The 17,293-nt window shown below is 61.3% G+C and carries 14 protein-coding genes and 3 pseudogenes; 14 read left to right on the forward strand and 3 right to left on the reverse strand.

The window, feature by feature from the left end; genetic code table 11:
- Positions 1-567 precede the first annotated feature (567 nt).
- The 6 genes and pseudogenes from GKC28_RS05400 to GKC28_RS05425 all read left to right on the forward strand — a co-directional run bounded on the left by GKC28_RS05400 (position 568) and on the right by GKC28_RS05425 (position 5,415).
- The gene (locus tag GKC28_RS05400) at positions 568-1,398 is read left to right on the forward strand and encodes a helix-turn-helix domain-containing protein (RefSeq protein ID WP_174145742.1); all 831 of its coding nucleotides are present in this window, start codon (positions 568-570) and stop codon (positions 1,396-1,398) included.
- A 41-nt stretch (positions 1,399-1,439) separates the two neighbouring features.
- Positions 1,440-2,438, forward strand: coding sequence for an ArsJ-associated glyceraldehyde-3-phosphate dehydrogenase (locus GKC28_RS05405; protein ID WP_174145744.1), 999 nt, complete (start codon positions 1,440-1,442; stop codon positions 2,436-2,438).
- Positions 2,435-3,730 (forward strand): organoarsenical effux MFS transporter ArsJ, encoded by a 1,296-nt coding sequence (gene arsJ / locus GKC28_RS05410; RefSeq protein WP_174145753.1) that lies wholly within the window; start codon positions 2,435-2,437, stop codon positions 3,728-3,730. The genes GKC28_RS05405 and arsJ overlap by 4 nt, the downstream gene beginning before the upstream one ends.
- Positions 3,727-4,746 carry an ACR3 family arsenite efflux transporter gene (gene arsB, locus GKC28_RS05415; RefSeq protein ID WP_174145755.1) on the forward strand — a complete coding sequence of 340 codons (1,020 nt, stop codon included), beginning with the start codon at positions 3,727-3,729 and terminating at the stop codon, positions 4,744-4,746. Before arsJ ends, arsB begins: the two co-directional genes overlap by 4 nt.
- Positions 4,743-5,044: pseudogene (locus GKC28_RS05420) on the forward strand (arsenate reductase family protein); the annotation flags it as partial. The gene arsB and the pseudogene GKC28_RS05420, both read left to right, overlap by 4 nt.
- Positions 5,045-5,052: 8 nt before the next feature.
- On the forward strand, positions 5,053-5,415 hold the full coding sequence (locus GKC28_RS05425; RefSeq protein ID WP_174146056.1) for an ArsC/Spx/MgsR family protein: 363 nt from the start codon (positions 5,053-5,055) through the stop codon (positions 5,413-5,415).
- Between the two features lie 569 nt (positions 5,416-5,984).
- On the opposite strand, the pseudogene GKC28_RS05430 reads toward GKC28_RS05425, so the two are convergent.
- A pseudogene (locus GKC28_RS05430) lies at positions 5,985-6,473 on the reverse strand (tyrosine-type recombinase/integrase); the annotation flags it as partial.
- Between the two features lie 446 nt (positions 6,474-6,919).
- Between GKC28_RS05430 and GKC28_RS05435 the strand changes: the two are divergent.
- The 8 genes and pseudogenes from GKC28_RS05435 to GKC28_RS05470 form a co-directional block, all read left to right on the forward strand.
- A complete protein-coding gene (locus GKC28_RS05435) occupies positions 6,920-7,738 on the forward strand; it encodes a hypothetical protein (RefSeq protein ID WP_174145759.1) in 819 nt (272 codons plus the stop codon).
- A gap of 340 nt (positions 7,739-8,078) precedes the next feature.
- Positions 8,079-8,468, forward strand: a complete 390-nt coding sequence (locus GKC28_RS05440) for a hypothetical protein (protein WP_174145761.1) — start codon at positions 8,079-8,081, stop codon at positions 8,466-8,468.
- 308 nt (positions 8,469-8,776) lie between these two features.
- Entirely contained in the window at positions 8,777-10,237 is a 1,461-nt protein-coding gene (locus tag GKC28_RS05445; protein WP_174145763.1) for a TolC family protein, read from the forward strand.
- Positions 10,238-10,251: 14 nt separating this feature from the next.
- Positions 10,252-11,610 carry a multicopper oxidase family protein gene (locus GKC28_RS05450; protein WP_174145764.1) on the forward strand — a complete coding sequence of 453 codons (1,359 nt, stop codon included), beginning with the start codon at positions 10,252-10,254 and terminating at the stop codon, positions 11,608-11,610.
- Between the two features lie 48 nt (positions 11,611-11,658).
- Complete coding sequence (locus GKC28_RS05455; protein ID WP_174145766.1) at positions 11,659-12,354, forward strand: copper-binding protein; 696 nt, start codon at positions 11,659-11,661, stop codon at positions 12,352-12,354.
- A gap of 101 nt (positions 12,355-12,455) precedes the next feature.
- Complete coding sequence (locus GKC28_RS05460) at positions 12,456-13,751, forward strand: ABC transporter ATP-binding protein (protein ID WP_174145768.1); 1,296 nt, start codon at positions 12,456-12,458, stop codon at positions 13,749-13,751.
- Complete coding sequence (locus GKC28_RS05465; protein WP_174145770.1) at positions 13,748-14,188, forward strand: cytochrome c; 441 nt, start codon at positions 13,748-13,750, stop codon at positions 14,186-14,188. The genes GKC28_RS05460 and GKC28_RS05465 overlap by 4 nt, the downstream gene beginning before the upstream one ends.
- Before the next feature lie 402 nt (positions 14,189-14,590).
- Positions 14,591-14,949 (forward strand): annotated as a pseudogene (locus GKC28_RS05470) (transposase); the annotation flags it as partial.
- Between the two features lie 106 nt (positions 14,950-15,055).
- Here the strand turns inward: GKC28_RS05470 and GKC28_RS05475 are convergent.
- A complete protein-coding gene (locus GKC28_RS05475; RefSeq protein WP_368041091.1) occupies positions 15,056-15,991 on the reverse strand; it encodes a phosphotransferase enzyme family protein in 936 nt (311 codons plus the stop codon).
- Positions 15,988-17,277 carry an aspartate aminotransferase family protein gene (locus tag GKC28_RS05480; RefSeq protein WP_217433992.1) on the reverse strand — a complete coding sequence of 430 codons (1,290 nt, stop codon included), beginning with the start codon at positions 17,275-17,277 and terminating at the stop codon, positions 15,988-15,990. Before GKC28_RS05480 ends, GKC28_RS05475 begins: the two co-directional genes overlap by 4 nt.
- Positions 17,278-17,293 lie beyond the last annotated feature (16 nt).

Genomic DNA, 17,293 nt, shown 5'->3' on the forward strand with positions numbered 1-17,293 from the left:
CGCAGCCCGTCGACGCCCTGCCACGACACCTGGGATATGCAATCCGCGCGCCCCGCGCGGATTTCTACTCTTTCTTTCTGAAGCCGCAGCTGCCCAGCTGCCAGACAGTCCAGCCTTGTCCCGCAAAAGGGATCGTTACCTTCTGAGGCGGGAACTGGGTAGTGCAAACGACTTGTGGCCGCGGTGGAAAGTGGCTCGGAACGAGACGCGTTCCGCCGCTCCCGGGCCGCAGGGAGATTGAGCTATCCAGGTTCCGTCCGGATGCCGATGCAGTCGGTATCCGGATAGAGCGCGGTCACGAGCTGAAAGCTCGGGATTTGCCGACCCAAGAAAAGGCGTTCAAGAGTAGCGCAGCCAAGGCCAGGAACCAGCCCGAATGGCAGGAGGAAAGCAGCCGACGAGATCTTCCTCTGCCATTTGCCACGCGGATCGTGAACTCACATATCGCCGGACACAGCCGCCTTTTGCTCGCGCGACTATTGCTTACGCAGAAAATGCTCGCGGGCGCGGCACGGTTCTCGCTGACTGCCTCTTGCGCGGCCCTATTGTTTTGATAAAACCCGAAATATGGAAAAATCGATTCCCCTCCGCCTCTCCGTCTTGGGGCACCCCAAGCGCCTTTCGGTTTTCCGGTTGCTGATGCGCCGGTATCCTGACCTGGTGCCAGCTGGGGAAATCGCTTCGGCGCTGGACGTGAAGTCCAGTACATTGTCGTCCTATCTTTCTGCTTTGATGCAGGCAGGATTGGTGACGCAGACCCGCGAAGGCACCTGGCTTTATTACCGGGCTGAAATAGCCGGCATCCGGGAAACACTGGATGCGCTTCTGCTTGATTGCTGCCGGGGCCGTCCCGAACTGTGCCTGTCTATCCAGCCCAGCCCGACACCAAAGGRCCGATCCATGACAGAYCCGCGATATAACGTGCTGTTCATCTGCACCGGTAATTCTGCCCGCTCGATCTTTGCCGAAACGCTGCTGCGCAGTGTCGGCGGCGAGCGGTTCAATGTAMACTCYGCTGGCACAAAGCCCTCTTCCGAACTCAACCCGTTTGCCATCGAAGTCCTGCGCGGCAAGGGACATGACGTGGACAGCCTGCGCGCAAAGAACGTCAGAGAGTTCATCGGCGACACTGCACCCAAATTCGACTTCGTATTCACTGTCTGCGATCAGGCTGCAAACGAGGAATGCCCRGCTTGGGAAGGGCAGCCGATTTCCGGTCATTGGGGCATGCCGGACCCGGTCAAGGCCGAAGGCAGCGATGCCGAGAAGAGCCTCGCCTTTCAACAGGCYTATGGCTTGCTCAAGAACCGGATCCAGGCCTTTGCGGCTTTGCCCATCGCCGAACTCGACCGCGTYTCGCTGCAAAAGGCTGTGGACGACATCGCACTGAACCACTGAACGGCCTTCTAAGCTGGCGCCCTATAAACAAAGGAAAGACCATGACTGTATACGCATTGAACGGCCTTGGCCGAATGGGGAAGCTTGCCCTAAAACCCCTGCTGGAGAGCGGTGCAAAAATCGCTTGGATCAATGATGCGGTGGGCTCGCCCGAGATGCACGCCCATCTGCTGGAGTTCGATACGGTCCACGGCCGCTGGCAAGCTGATTTTGCCTTTGATGAGAACAGTGTCACCATCGACGGCACCCGCTTGCCGGTTCATTGCGAAAGCCGGATCGAGGATCTTCCGCTGGAAGGCGTGGATGYGGTGATTGACTGTACCGGCGTTTTCAAAACCGAAGCCAAGCTGGCCCCCTATTTCAGCGCCGGCGTAAAAAAAGTGGTCGTCTCAGCGCCGGTCAAGGACGGCGACGCAGCCAACATCGTCTATGGTGTGAATCAGGGCATCTACGAGCCGGAACGCCACCGTATCGTGACTGCCGCCAGCTGCACCACCAACTGTCTGGCCCCGGTGGTCAAGGTTCTGCACGAGGAAATCGGCATCAAGCATGGCTCCATCACTACGATCCATGATGTGACCAACACCCAGACCATCGTGGATCGCCCGGCGAAGGATCTGCGCCGGGCGCGGTCGGCGCTGAACTCTCTGATCCCCACGACCACGGGCAGCGCCACGGCGATCACGCTGATCTATCCCGAGCTGAAGGGCAAGCTGAACGGCCATGCCGTACGGGTTCCGCTTCTGAATTCCTCGATCACTGATTGCGTGTTCGAGCTSGAGCGCGAAACCACTGCGGAAGAGGTGAACGCCCTGTTTAAAACTGCCGCCGAAGGCACGATGTCCGGTATCCTCGGCTATGAGGAGCGGCCGCTGGTCTCCGCTGACTACACCAACGACACGCGGTCGGTTATCGTGGATGCGCCCTCAACCATGGTTGTGAACGGCACCCAGGTGAAGGTCTACGCCTGGTACGACAACGAAATGGGCTATGCGCACCGGCTGGTGGATGTTGCCCGCATGGTGGGTGAAAGCCTGTGACACCTCCCGGCCCGAAAACCGAAGGCAGCCCGCCGGGCGGGGGGCTGCGTGCCTATGCTGCGGTTACGGCGTCGTATTGGGCCTTTATGCTGACCGACGGCGCTCTGCGGATGCTGGTGCTGCTGCATTTCCACACGCTAGGCTTCAGCCCTGTGCAGCTGGCCTATCTGTTTGTACTGTACGAGATCGCAGGGATGGCCACCAACCTGTCCGCCGGCTGGATCGCAGCCAGGTTCGGACTGACTGCGACGCTCTATGCTGGTCTTGGCCTGCAAGTGGCGGCGCTGGTGGCACTGGCGCAGCTGGACCCCAACTGGCAAATCGCCGCATCGGTGGCGTTTGTCATGGCCGTGCAGGGGCTCTCGGGCGTGGCTAAGGATTTGGCCAAGATGGCCTCTAAGTCCGCCGTCAAGCTGCTGGCCCCTAAGGAGGGCGACGGGTTATTCCGCTGGGTTGCGGTGCTGACGGGTTCCAAGAACGCGGTCAAGGGCATCGGCTTCCTGCTGGGTGCGGGCCTTTTGGCGGTGGCGGGATTTACCTGGGCCACTCTTGGCATGGCTGCGGTGCTGGCGGTGATCCTTGCAGCGGTCCTGGTTTCGATGCCTCGGAGCCTGCCGCGGGGACGGAAGGGCGCGAAGTTTTCTGAAGTGTTCTCCAAGTCCGCCAATATCAACTGGCTCTCGGCGGCACGGGTGTTTCTGTTCGGCGCCCGGGACGTCTGGTTCGTGGTCGGAATTCCGGTCTATTTCTACGCCGTTTTCTCGGACGGCAGCGAAGAGGGGAACCGGGCTGCCTTTTTCCTGATCGGCACCTTCATGGCGGTCTGGATCATTTTCTACGGCGCCATCCAAGCTTCCGCTCCGCGCCTCCTGAAGTCTGCATCCCGCAGCGAGGGAGAACTGATCGCGACCGCCCGATCATGGGCCGCAATGCTGGCTGTCCTGCCCGCCGTTCTGGCCGTGGCCGTTCTGGCCGCGGGCCAGCCCGCGCCCTGGCTCACGGTCGTGCTGATTGTCGGGCTCCTGGTCTTTGGCGGGCTGTTCGCCATCAATTCCTCGCTGCACTCCTACCTGATCCTTGCTTTTTCGAAGGATGAGCGGGTCACCATGGACGTGGGCTTTTACTACATGGCCAATGCGGGCGGGCGCCTGTTGGGCACCGTGCTTTCCGGCCTCACCTATCAACTGGGCGGTGTGGCCGCCTGCCTGGGAACCGCAGCAGTGATGGTGGCGCTCAGTGCGCTGGCCGCCGGACGGCTTACTTCCAATCCAGAACATGAGGCCCTGTCATGAGCATATTCGAGAAATACCTCACCCTTTGGGTGGCCTTGGCCATGGTGGCGGGCGTCGCCCTTGGCAATGCCGCGCCCGCGGTGGTTGATGCCATCGCGGCGGCCGAGGTTGCCAGCGTTAACCTGGTGGTGGCGGTGCTGATTTGGGCCATGGTTTATCCGATGATGATCGGAGTAAAACCCTCCAGCCTCAAGGACGTGGCCCGCCAGCCCAAGGGCTTGGCTATTACGCTGGTGGTGAATTGGCTGATCAAGCCCTTCTCCATGGCGGCGCTTGGTGTGTTGTTCTTCGAAGTGGTCTTTGCCCCATTCGTGCAGCCCGCCGATGCGCAACAGTATATCGCGGGCCTGATCCTTTTGGGCGCCGCCCCCTGCACGGCAATGGTCTTTGTCTGGTCTCAGCTTACCAAGGGGGACGAAAACTACACGCTGCTGCAGGTTTCGGTGAACGACMTGATCATGGTGTTTGCCTTTGCACCGATCGTTGCCTTCCTGCTTGGTGTCACCGATATCGAAGTGCCCTGGAGCACGCTGATCCTGTCCGCGGTTCTGTTTGTCGCGCTGCCGCTGGCGGCGGGCCTTTGGACCCGCTCCCGCCTGGCTAGCGAGGCGCGGATCACGGATTTTCTGGCCCGGATCAAACCCCTTTCGGTTATCGGGCTGATTGCGACGGTGGTCATCCTGTTCGGTCTTCAGGGGCAAGTKATCCTGGACCGGCCGGCAGTGATCGCAATGATTGCAGTTCCGATCCTGATCCAGAGCTATGCYATCTTCTTCACCGCCTATGCTGCTGCTTACGCCATGCGGGTTCCGCACAGGATTGCAGCCCCCTGCGCCCTGATCGGAACCTCGAATTTCTTTGAATTGGCTGTGGCTGTGGCAATCAGCCTCTTTGGCCTCCACTCCGGTGCGGCGCTTGCAACAGTGGTGGGTGTTTTGGTCGAGGTGCCGGTGATGCTGACGCTGGTGGCCTTTGCAAACCAGACCCGGACACGCTTTCCGCAGGCAGTATCATGACCCTAATAATTTACCACAATCCCAATTGCGGCACGTCGCGAAATGTCCTGGCCTTCATCCGCGCCGCGGGTGAGGAGCCGGTTGTCGTCGATTATCTCGAAGCTGGTTGGACACGTCCGCAGCTCCTAGGTCTCTTCGCAGCAGCGGGCTTGACCGCTCGGGAGGCGTTGCGCATCAACCGCTCGCCAGCAGAAGAACTCGGCCTCTGCGATGCTGCCGTGGACGAAAGCGCGCTGCTTGACGCCATGGTTGAGCATCCGATTTTGGTGAACCGGCCCCTAGTCTGCAGTCCCAAAGGNGGCCTTCATCCGCGCCGCGGGTGAGGAGCCGGTTGTCGTCGATTATCTCGAAGCTGGTTGGACACGTCCGCAGCTCCTAGGTCTCTTCGCAGCAGCGGGCTTGACCGCTCGGGAGGCGTTGCGCATCAACCGCTCGCCAGCAGAAGAACTCGGCCTCTGCGATGCTGCCGTGGACGAAAGCGCGCTGCTTGACGCCATGGTTGAGCATCCGATTTTGGTGAACCGGCCCCTAGTCTGCAGTCCCAAAGGGGTTCGCCTTTGCCGCCCTTCGGAAACGGTTCTAGATCTCCTGGATCACCTGCCGCCAGGTCCGCTTTTAAAAGAGGACGGCGAAATGGTGATGGACAAGAATGGAAAGCTGCTCGCGTAATCAGTCCAACAACAGCGATATTCGTTTCCTTTCGTCAGGCCTAACACCGCTTGGCCCTTAACGGCAGAATTGTCTGCGCACCCCGTGCATTGCCCACCAATACATCGACGCTCCGCGCTTGAACGTCCGCATTTCCTTCTGCCGTGCAGCGGGTGGTCTTGGGCAATGCAGCGAGTCAACGTGCTGCGAGTGCATGCAGCGAAAAAATGGCTCTTCCGGGTTGGGCTCGGAGCACGATTTCGCCGCGTGCGGCATGAAAGTCTGCTTCAGCCGAAGGAAAACCTATGAGTCGCAAAAGGAAAGACTCGTGCGAACGTAAGTTTTTCATTGTCCTAAAATCAATGTCTTAGCGGCGCCTGGCTGGAAGAACTATGTGTCGCCCGACACAAATTGTCGGGCGACACATAGTATTGCCGTTTGCGACAGAACCTTTCCTTTTTTCGTGTCTCCAACATCCCCGCTCGCGCCTCCTGTTCCGCCGGTGGCGAAGCCTTCCCTGATCTTCACTTCGGAAGACCTCGTGTCTTCCGGATGGCAGGCGGACCAATCAAACGGAAAATGCCGGGGCTGCCCTGTTCGACATGGATCAGCATCCGGTCGCTGTCGATATCGCTGACCTTGAGATTGCAGACTTCAGATGCCCTGAGCCCGGCCCCATAGGAAATGCTGAGCGCCGCCCGGTACTTCAGCCCAGGTCCAGGCGCGACCCGCAGCAGCGCCGCTACTTCCTCGGCGCTGAACACTACGGGGAGCTTGCGCGGCTGGGTGCGGAACTGCATGTGCCGCTTCATCTCGCCCCGCCCGCAGGTCGTCTCGAAGAAGAACCTCAGTGCGATGATGCGGGCGTTGTAGGTCGGCGGCGTGATACCGCGGTCGGTCATGTGAAGCTGGTAGGCGCGCAGATCATCCGGCGTCGCGGTGTCCGGCGACCGTCCCAGAAACGCTGCGAAGTCCTTGATTGCCCGGATGTGCGACTTCTGAGATTTGTCACCCAGTCCCTTGATCCGCATGTCCTCGATCATCCGCGCGCGCAGCGGCGTTGTTCTCTCCTCTGTCATGGGAGCCTCCTGTCTTTCGATTGAGAGGTCCCAATCGTCAGATAGCCGCGCCCATTCCCAAATGCACAGGGGTCAGATCAATGCAAAACGCCTGCCACTGGCGCCAGTGCCGCGCGAGCGGCTTCGTCCTTGTCCGGCATCTTGCCCATTTCTCATCCCGTTCTGAAGGTCTGGTTTGGATCAGAAATGCTTGACAATTGGGGTGGAAATGCCTGGCGGGTGTAAGCAACTTTCCCCAGAAAATGGCTCGCATCGAGTCAGTTTTGCCTGACGTTTGACACCAAATGTCGAATGCCAGGCAAAACTGACCTTTCTGTCAGATTGCTGACCCAATTCCCGTTTTCGGCTCGCGCGGTCTGTTACGTTTGATCTGACTTCCTTCTGGAAAATCAGGGTTGATTTGCAGGCTCAGTCGGCGAAGCCGCCTGTTCCTGCTGATTTGCCACGTGGCGAACGCGGGAGCCCTGCGCGAGTTCCATCTGCGCGGCCATGAAACCCATGTTGAAATCAAAGCCGACCTTAATAACCTTGGGTGGATCTTGGTTCAGATCGGGCAGGAGTGGTTTGTGGCCAAGGCGCTTCAGAATTGTTTCGACGGCATCTCATATGATCAATGGGAAGCGACGGCGCGAGAATTGAGGTTGAGGCATCGTGCGGAGGCGGCCATTCACGAGCAAAACATCTCGGAGGCGCACAACGCAATCCTGGAAATCAATACGGTCGAGCAGAAGCGTTTCGGTGCAGCCCTGAAACGTTTGATACTTGGCGGCCTCCGGAAGGCTAAAGAGGATCTGTTTCTGGGGCTGACAATCCTGCCGGAAGAACATGAGGCATTCGGTTTGCCTGTTGGAGAGGGCCTGGTGGGTCACGTTATTTGCCCTGCTTCCGGAAAACGGACGGTTCAACGCATTCTGACGATGAGCCGGGTTCGGACGAATCTTAAAACCAGCCACGCAAGAAACGTTGGAGGTTTGACGATAAATATTCTGTGCTCAGGCCCAGCCAGTCAAGTCGACGAATTGATTGCCTCGCTGCGCTGCCAGATCATCTATTATGAGGTCTATGTGCTTGCAAAGCTTTTCGAACTGGAAGCCGAGGATCATAGCGGCAACAGCGCGATGCAAAGCCTGCTTTCGATCTTTCGTAGCTGGGCGCCCCAGATCTCTGCCAATGTCGAGCAGCGGATTGCAGTCTTGGATCTATTGGTGAAGCTCTACCCAGGGGTCGGATGCGCTACTAATAGTCAAAGCGACGCTTCGGAGTGATGCGCAATATGTTTATTGGCCGCTATAGGGCAGCTGCGTCCCAGCCTTCAGCTATGATTAAAAGGCAGCAATGGGCCGAAAGGTCTCCTAGGGTTGCGAGTTCTCAGAAGCTGGTATTGCCGGTGCAGAAGGATTGCCCGCTGTGCTGGTCTGTTCACCCCCGAATCACCCTCTCCGGCTGACCTCGACCCTCCTGCACAGGAAGGTTAGCGAGGCTATGAAGCGGGCTGCGATCAGGCCGGAAAACTCAGGAAAAACACCTCTGAAAGACCGAACTTTGTGTATGGAATGCATGATTGCCGCCTTGACGCGGGCCGGTCCTGTCAGGAGAAATACCCGCATGGTGTTTCTGGCACATATCTTCCGGCTGATCAGGGTCGCTGCTGCCTGTGCAGTGATCCTTGCGCTGGGCTTTTCGCTGCCATCCGCGGCGCATGCCATCACCGGCCATCATGGCAACGCCGCGGTCTCGCATCTCGGGGAGAACCATGCCGGTGCAGCCATGCCAGGCGCACCGTTTCACGTCTCCCCGACCGATGCACACGATGGCCAGGATGCGCCCCATAACGCAGACACAGGGAATTGCTGTTCAGGCGCCTGTATGGCGGTTGCGGTACTGTCTTTGCAGCCGGAAGAAATCTCCCTGACGCAGCCTGTACGCTGGAAGCAAGAGAATTCTCAGCTGCCGTCCCTGGAACAGATCGCGCTTCTGAGGCCGCCGAAAATCTGAGGTATCTGAGCCGTTAATACGGCTTCCAACTCTCTCCTGCATCCGCATGCGGGAGCTGTGCAGATATTTCTCAGGAAAAAACACATGAAGTCTCTCTTTCTGGCCGGGGCGGGCGCCCTGCTGCTGGGGGCATGCGCCAAATCGCCGGCGGCGCTGCCCGATACCGCGGCCTTGCAGCATGCTGCGGCGCCATCCGGCCCCTACCGGTCCCTGAATTACCAGTCTCCCTTCAGGGGATTTGAAAACCACACCCCCGGTGGTCCTGGTTCTTGGCGCGGAGCCAACGAACAGCAGCGGGGAGGCCACTGATGAGTCAGAAGATTTGGCGCGTCCTGCTGGCGTCGCCGGTGGTGCTTGCGGCCTGCTCGGCCGAGGTGCCGAGCGCATATACGAGCCCGCAGGCCGGGTTTCAGCAGATTTCCAGCCGGACCTCGGCCGCTATCGGCAAGCGCACGGCCTTCGCCCAAACAAGGGCCCAGAACGAGGCGCTGGCTCAGGAAGTCCGGAAGATGGTGCAGGGAAAGACGATCTCTGCCGATACCGCCGTTCAGGCGGCGCTTCTGAACAACAAGGGACTGCAGGCATCTTACGCCGCAGTTGGTATCTCGGCGGCTGAGGCCTGGCAGCAGATGACGCCGGAGAACCCGGTGGTTGCGATCGGCCTCATGGGGATCGGAGCGCCGGAACTGGGCCTGTACCGGGCGCTGGAATCCACCATCGCCGTGAACCTGCTGGACGTGAAGACCCGCAGGCAGCGCGCCGCGGTGGCGGAGACGCAGTTCCAGCAGGCGCAGCTGAACGCGGTGAACGATACGCTGGCGCTGGCCGGGCAGACCCGGCAGGCCTGGATCAATACGGTGGCCGCTTTCGAGCGGCTGAGCTATCTGCGCCAGGCCGGAGAGACTGCCGCAGCCGGGGCAGAGCTGGCCAGCCAGCTGGGCAAGACCGGCGCGCTGAACAAGGCGGGACAGGCTCGCGAGTTTGCCTTCAACGCGGAGCTTGCTGGCCAAGTCGCCCGTGCCCGGCTGGAAGCGCAGCTTGCCAAGGAGGAACTCACCCGGCTGATGGGGCTGTGGGGCAGCGATGCCGAATATTACGTGCCCGATGCGCTGCCGCCGCTGCCAAAGTCTCTGAGCAGGTTGCCGGCAATCGAGAAGGCGGCGCTGCAGAACCGGGTTGACTTGCAAGTTGCCAAGCTGGGGCTGGAAGCACAGGCCCGGGCCTTTGGCCTGACTGACCGGACCCGGCTTGTCACCGACCTGGAACTGATCGCCGGGGTAGAGTCCGAGCGTGAGCGGGAGGACGGGGAGACCCACACCGAAACCCTGCCGCAGCTGGAACTGGAATTCGCCATCCCGGTGTTCGACACCGGCAAGGCGCGGATGCGCAAGGCGGAGCTTTCCTACATGCAGGCCGCCAACGCGCTGGCGGAACGGGCGGTGAATGTCCGCTCCGAGGCCCGCAGCGCAGAGCTGGCCTACTACTCCTCATATGAAATCGCCCGCCACTACCGTGACGTGCTGGTGCCGCTGCGCCGGACAATCGAGGAGGAAGGGCTGCAGAGCTATAATGGCATGATCACCAGCACCTTCGAACTGCTGACCGATGTGCGTGAAAAACTGGCGGGCTCGCTGGAAGCGGCCAACGCCAAGCGCGACTTCTGGCTGGCTCAGGCAAATGTCAGCGCCGCGATTTACGGCGGCGGTTCCGGCTCAGCCCCGCAGGGCGGCAGCGCGGAAATCGCCGCTGGCGGCGGCGCAGGCCATTGAAAGGATCAAATATCATGATGAACAGACGTCAAATGCTTGGGGCCGGCGCCGCGGGTGCGGCGCTGGTGTCCAGCCAGGCCTGGGGCAAGACCGTGAACATGGGCCTGCCCGAAGCCGCCAGCATGGACAGCGCGGCGACCCAGCCGCCGCTGGCCCCCTCCACCGGGCCGGACTACAACCCGGTGGTCACCCTGAACGGCTGGACCCTGCCGTTCCGGATGAACAACGGCGTGAAGGAGTTCCACCTGGTCGCCGAACCGGTCGAGCGGGAGCTGGCCGACGGCATGATCGCGCATCTGTGGGGCTATAACGGCCAATCCACCGGCCCCACCATCGAGGCGGTGGAGGGAGACCGGGTGCGGATCTTCGTGACCAACAAGCTGCCCGAACATACCTCGGTGCATTGGCACGGAATGATCCTGCCCTCGGGCATGGACGGGGTTGGCGGCCTCAGCCATCCGGGCATCCCGCCGGGCAAGACCTTTGTCTATGAGTTCGACCTGATCAAATCCGGCACCTTCATGTACCACCCGCACGCGGATGAGATGGTGCAGATGGCGATGGGGATGATGGGCATGTTCATTGTGCATCCCAAGGATCCGGCCTTCATGCGCGTCGACCGGGACTTTTTGATCATGCTCAACGCCTTTGATATCGACCCCGGCTCCTATGTGCCGCGGGTGATGGAGATGACCGACTTCAACCTATGGTGCTGGAACAGCCGGATCTTTCCGGACATCGACCCGCTGGTGGTGAACCAGGGCGACCGGGTGCGGGTCAGGACCGGCAACCTGACCATGACCAACCACCCGATCCACATGCACGGCTACGACTTCGAGGTCACCTGCACCGACGGCGGCTGGGTGCCGGAAACCGCCCGCTGGCCGGAGGTGTCGATCGACATTCCCGTCGGTGCCATGCGCGCCTATGAGTTCGACGCGGTGCATCCGGGCGACTGGGCGATCCACTGCCACAAGTCGCACCACACGATGAACGCCATGGGGCACGACATTCCAACCTTCATCGGCACCGACAAGCGCAAGCTGACGGGCCAGATCCGCGAGCTGCAGCCCGAATACATGCCGATGGGCACCGCAGGGATGGCCGACATGGGCGAGATGTCCATGCCGCTGCCCGACAACACCGTGCCGATGATGGCCGGCTGGGGCCCGCACGGCCCGCTGGAGATGGGCGGCATGTTTTCGGTGGTGAAGGTGCGCGAGGGCATCGATGCGAACGACTACAGCGATCCCGGCTGGTACGAAAACCCGCCCGGCACCCAGGCCTATGAGTGGACCGGCGAACTGCCGGACTTTGCCCGCGCAGAAGATGCGAAGACCCGCATTACCCCAAAACCAGCCGCCAAGGGCTGATCCCTTGGCACCAAACTAAATTCATCCAAACCTGACGAGGAGACAGACATGAACAAGATTCTTTCGGCAGCCCTGATTGGCGCTCTTTCCACTGCCCCGGCCCTGGCCGGCGGCAGCCACGGCGGCGGCCACCATGACGAGATGGAAGTGGGCAAACCCGGCGACGCTGCCCTGGTGAACCGGGAAATCGCCGTCACCATGAAGGAGACCGATGACGGTGAAATGCTGTTCGAGCCGTCCAGCTTTTCCTTTGCCAAGGGCGAGACGGTCAAATTCGTGATCACCAACGCCGGTGAGCTAGAGCATGAATTCGTGCTGGGTACGCCCGAGCGCAACGTCCATCACAAGGAGCTGATGGCCAAGATGGACATGGAGCACGACGACCCGAACTCGGTGCGCCTGGATCCGGGCGCAACCGGTGAAATCGTCTGGACCTTCTCGAACCTCGGCACTTTCGAGTTCGCCTGCCTGATCCCCGGCCATTACGAATCCGGCATGAGCGGGCCGGTGGCGGTGCTCGAAGCCGGCGCCACCTTCACTGCGGGTACGGTCAAGAAGGTCGACCCCAAGTCCGGCAAGGTCACCATCAAGCACGAGGAGCTGGTCGATCTGGAAATGCCCGCCATGACCATGGTGTTCCGCGTCGCCGATGACGCGATGCTGGATCAGCTGAAGGTCGGCGACGCGATTGAGTTCGTCGCAGAACGGGTCAAAGGCAAACTGACCCTGACCGCCCTGAAATAACCGGCAGCGGAGGCCGGAATGCCGGCCTCCGCCTTTGTCAAACCCCAGCGGTCCCAGCCAGCGCCCAGGAGCAGAAGAACACTTACTTTTCGGTGCAGCTGGTGAACATCAGACAACAGGCAATCTTTCCCGCGATGCTGGATCTGCATACTCTCACACACGACGCCGCGGGCGCTTTCGGGTTCTGGTATGATGATACCGCACCCGGATGGCTGCACCCGGTGATGCATCTGGTTCTGGTGCTGGCGCCCGCGCTGCTTGTGCTGACCCTGGCAGGCCAGGCCGCCTGGCTGCTGCGTCAGCGTTCCCTGCGGCGGGCGGCACCATTTGCGCCGCCCCAGCTTCCGGCAGGCGGTCTGGAGCCGGGACTGCCACGCCATATCCTGCGCACGACCGGGCAGCAGCAAAAGATTCTGATCCTGTTCAGCCTGACCGCAATGCCGATCCTCTATCTGACACTTGAACTGCCCAAGCAGATAGTGAACCGCGTGTTTGAGGGCGACAGCGGCCCGGTTGTGCTGCTTGATTCCGAGCTTTCGCAAGTTTCGCTGCTGTTTCTGCTCTGCGGCGCCTATCTGGCGGCCATAACGCTCAACGGCCTTAACAAATACTGGTTGAACATCTGCAAGGGGCGGGTAGCCGAAAGCTTTGCGCGCCGGCTGCGGCTGGCCGTCTACCGCCAGTGGCGGAAAGATCAGCCCGCGCGGCGCCAGCCGGCCATCATGCCGGTTATTGGACCCGAGGTTGAACCTGTCGGCGGCTTTGCCTCAGAACTGCTGACCGTCCCGCTGCTGCAGGGCGGCACGCTGGCGACGGTCCTTCTGTTCATGTTTGTGCAGGACCCGATCCTTGCGGCGGCCGCCCTGACGGTGCTTCCGCTGCAACTGATCATCGTGCCGCAGCTGCAGCGGCGGGTGAATGCCGTGTCCCGCAAACGGATCCGCGAGATGCGCCTGCTGGGTGAAAATCTGGACCGGGACATGCGGGCTTCGGGGCAGGGCGCGCTGCCGGTTGCGCGAAGTTTCCGGCAGCTGCAGGACCTGCGCCTGCAAATCCACCGGCTGAAATTCCTGGCCAAGGCGATCAACAACTTCCTGACCGCCCTGACACCCTTCCTGTTCTATTCCCTGGGCGGCTATTTCGTGCTGCAGGAGCGGGTCTCGCTGGGCGCGCTTGTGGCGATGCTGTCGGCACATAAGGAGTTTTCTTCGCCGCTAAAGGATCTTTTCCGTTTCTATCAGCAAAGCGAGGATGTGCGGATCCGCTACCAGGAGATCCGCGCCTTCGCATCCGGCTCCCGCGGGGAGCCCGGACCGGCGGAGGCCAGCCAGCATCAGTATGGCCCGAACCCGGTTCACTTCAATTCATTCACCTATGAAAGAAAGAGACCCTCATGAATAAGATTCTCGCCATCCTCGCGGCCGCAGCCGTGGCAGCGGCGGCGGCCTATTTCGTCTACAGCAGCGCCGGCGGCAACGATGCAACTCCGCAGCGCGCCGTTCCGGAGCCCGGCGCCCCGCTCGCCGAGGTTCAGCTGCCACCGGACCTGAGTGAGGCCGCAAAGATCGGCAAGCGCGCCTTTGACGCGGTCTGCGCCGACTGCCATGGTGACAATGCCGCGGGCCGCAACGGCATGGGGCCGCCGCTGGTCCACAAGATCTATGAACCTTCGCACCATGGCGACGCCGCCTTCTTGCTCGCAGTCCGCAACGGCGTGCGCGCGCATCACTGGGATTTCGGAAGCATGCCTGCTCAGCAGGGGCTGACCGATGGCGACGTCAAAGGCATCACCCAGTACGTGCGGGAACTGCAGAAGGCAAATGGGATCGAATAGCCTGCGGGCTGGAAGCAGGGCCCTGCCGCCCGTTCATGGCACCTACCGCGAACGGGGCGCGGCCGCACTCCGGGGTCAATTCTCGCAGAAATCTATGTCATGCTACCGTTCCAGTGGTTCTCCAAAGGTAAAAAAGCAGTTCCGGAAAATGTGCGGCTTGCAGCAAAAGCTCGCTTTGTGCCGCGAAGTGTGAGTTTGAATCGCTCTCTATGTTGCACTCGCTGCGAATAGCCGGATCGCGGGCTGCAACCGCAGCGTCAGGATACTGTTAGCAAGGTCGGGATTGCGCCGAGAGCGGAATTAGTTAGGCCCGGGCCCCATTGATTTCCTTCTGGCAGCGTGATTCACGGTTCGAAAAACGAGCGGTGAGCGCCTGATCTCTTCCGGCTTACCGACGCGCAGGTGGCGCGCCTGAAGCCCTGTTCGCCAAAGTCCCACGGCAAGCCGCGTGCCGATGAGCGTCGCGTGCTGAGCGGGATTAAGTTCATCAATCGAAATGGGTTGCGAAGACGCGACGCTCCTGCTGAACACGGCCCCCGCAGGACGTTGCGTAAACTCTGGAAGCGGTGGCGCGACAAGGGCATCTTCGCTCAGATGAAGGCTGGATTGGCTGCCGGGCATGGCGAAGAGAAGACCGTGACGATGGGCGCGGCCTGCCGCAAGGCCCACCGGGCAGAGACCAGCATGGGCGTGAAAAAGGGCGGCGCTGCCGCCTGATTGGCCGGACCAAGGGGGGCATGAACACGAAGCTGCACGCGATCTGCGGCAGCCACGGCTGTGTTCAGGCTGGCCTGTACCGCAGTGCCCCGAACCGCGCCGCTGTTCCTATAAGGGTGCCAAAGCCGCCGGCATCGCAAACCAATAAGTTTAGACCGCCAGATAACTTCGGGCCAGCAGACGGGTGGTTTCAACAAAGCGCTGCTGCCGGGCCTTGGAGCCGGGCTCACCCGCGCGGGGGATGATCCAGCCGATATAAGTTGCCGCCCGCAGCAGAAGAAATAGGTCCAGCGCCGCGAGGTCTATCGCGCGCACCGACAGATATCCGGCGATCAGTGCGTCACGCAGCGCCGGGTAGTCCTTTTCCCGCATGTTCTTGAGCAGTGTGGTGGCCAGATCGAACAGCCGGAATCCAAAGCCGCTGTCGTCGAAATCAATGAACTGAAGCTTGTCCCCGTCGGCCATCACGTTTTCGCGCACAAGATCGGCGTGGATCAGGCCGTAGTCCAGACCGCCTTCGATCTGCCGCAGTTCTTTGTCCGCCGTCATGCGGACCGCAGCGAATAGCTCCCGATCTTCGCTTACCAAGGAGGGGTTCTCCCAGAAACGCCCCCAGACAGGATTGCTGCCCAGCAGCCCCTCACGGTCCCAGGAGCAGCGGCTGAAGCCCTTTGGCGGGGTCCAGTGGTCGGAGACTGCGTGCAGGCGGGCCATTTCGCGGCCGATGCCGTGGAAGAGGCTGGTGCGGTCGGCGGTATCCAGATCCTCGCCTGTCCGGCCGATCGGGGCGCCGGAGAGCCAGGTCAGCACATCCACTTGGATCCCGTCAGCCACGTGCAGGAAGCCGCCCGATGCAGAGGGAACCGGGACGGGCACAAGCAGGCCGCCCGCAGCCGCGGCATTCATCCATTGCAGTTCCGACCAAAGCTCAGCATCCGTCCGGTAGCCGGGGCGGTGCAAGCGCAGCGCATAAGACCGGCTGCCGTGATCCACCCGGTAAACCTGGTTTTCGCGGGTGGCAATCAGGCGGGCAGCCGCGCCCTCCATTCCCCAGAGCGCCAGGGATTTCTCCACTGCGGCGGTCACGGCTGTACCGGGATTTCGGCCAGAATTTCGTCCAGCGTGTCGAACAGCAGGTCGGCGTTATCCCTGGAGAAAGGCATCGGCGGGCGGATTTTCAGCGTGTTCTTGTGACGGCCCAGCTTGGAATGGATGATGCCCCGGTGCCGCATGGCGTTGATCACCCGGTCGGTGAAGGCAACGGCCGGTTCTTTGGAGGACCGGTCCAGCACCATTTCAGCGCCGAAAACCAAGCCGGAACCGCGCACATTGCCAATGACATCATATTTCTCCTGCAGCGCTGCCAGCCGGGCGCGGGCATGGGCGCCAACGGTCTCGGCATGGGCCAGCAGGTTCTTGTCCTCGATTTCCTCCAGCACCGCCATCGCCGCGGCACAGGACACAGGGTTGCCGCCGAAGGTGTTGAAATAGCGGTAGCCAGAGCGGAAGGTGGCCAGAATTTCGCTGCGGGTGACGACGCCGCCGACCGGGTGGCCGTTGGCCATCGGTTTGCCCAATGTCATCACATCTGGCACCACGCCCATCTTCTGATGCGCCCACATATGAGTGCCGGTGCGGCCGAAGCCGGACTGCACTTCGTCGCAGATCAGGAGGCCGCCCGCCTTGCGCACCACCTCTGCCGCGGGTTTCAGCCAGCCGTCCGGATTGTTTGGGAAGCCCTCGTTCAGGAAGAAGGGGCAGATCACCAGCGCGGCAAAGCCGGTGCCGGTCTCCTCATGCGCGGCGATCTGTTCGGCCACCGCAGCGGCAAATTTGGTGCCGTCCGGGTCCGGGTTGCGGTAGCTGTCGGGCGCTTCGGCAAAACGGAAATACTGCTCCAGCCCGAAGCCCGCTGTTGGCGTGTTCGAGGAACTGAGCTGGCTGACCAGCGCGGTGTTTCCGTGGTAAGTGGCGTCGGTTGCCACGATGCCGCGCTTGCCGGTCATTGCCTCGGCCATGCGCAGGGCAATGTCGTTGGCCTCCGATCCGGTGCAGGTCAGGATGGCCGTGCCGAGTGACGCATCCATGGTGGCGGTCAGCTTCTCCGTGTAGTCGAGAATGCCATCGTGCAGGTAGCGCGTGTGGGTGTTGAGCGTGGCCGTTTGGCGGCAGATCGCCTCCACCACCCGCGGGTTGCAGTGGCCCACATGCGGCACGTTGTTGTAGCAGTCCAGGTATTTGCGCCCCTCTGCATCCCACAGCCAGACGCCCTCACCCCTGACGATATGCAGCGGCTCATCATAGAAGGTGGAGACATTCGGCCCCAGCAGCCGGGCGCGCCGGTTGATGAGATCCTGGGATCTGGGAGACAGTGTCATGGCGATTCCT

Source organism: Leisingera sp. ANG59 (assembly GCF_013317235.1).
GTDB lineage: Bacteria > Pseudomonadota > Alphaproteobacteria > Rhodobacterales > Rhodobacteraceae > Leisingera.

Excerpts from the sequence above, each read along its gene's own strand:
- GKC28_RS05450 (WP_174145764.1), top strand. The coding sequence starts at position 10,252 with ATGATGAACAGACGTCAAATGCTTGGGGCCGGCGCCGCGGGTGCGGCG.
- GKC28_RS05465 (WP_174145770.1), top strand. The coding sequence starts at position 13,748 with ATGAATAAGATTCTCGCCATCCTCGCGGCCGCAGCCGTGGCAGCGGCG.
- GKC28_RS05455 (WP_174145766.1), top strand. The coding sequence starts at position 11,659 with ATGAACAAGATTCTTTCGGCAGCCCTGATTGGCGCTCTTTCCACTGCC.
- GKC28_RS05445 (WP_174145763.1), top strand. The coding sequence starts at position 8,777 with ATGAGTCAGAAGATTTGGCGCGTCCTGCTGGCGTCGCCGGTGGTGCTT.
- GKC28_RS05440 (WP_174145761.1), top strand. The coding sequence starts at position 8,079 with ATGGTGTTTCTGGCACATATCTTCCGGCTGATCAGGGTCGCTGCTGCC.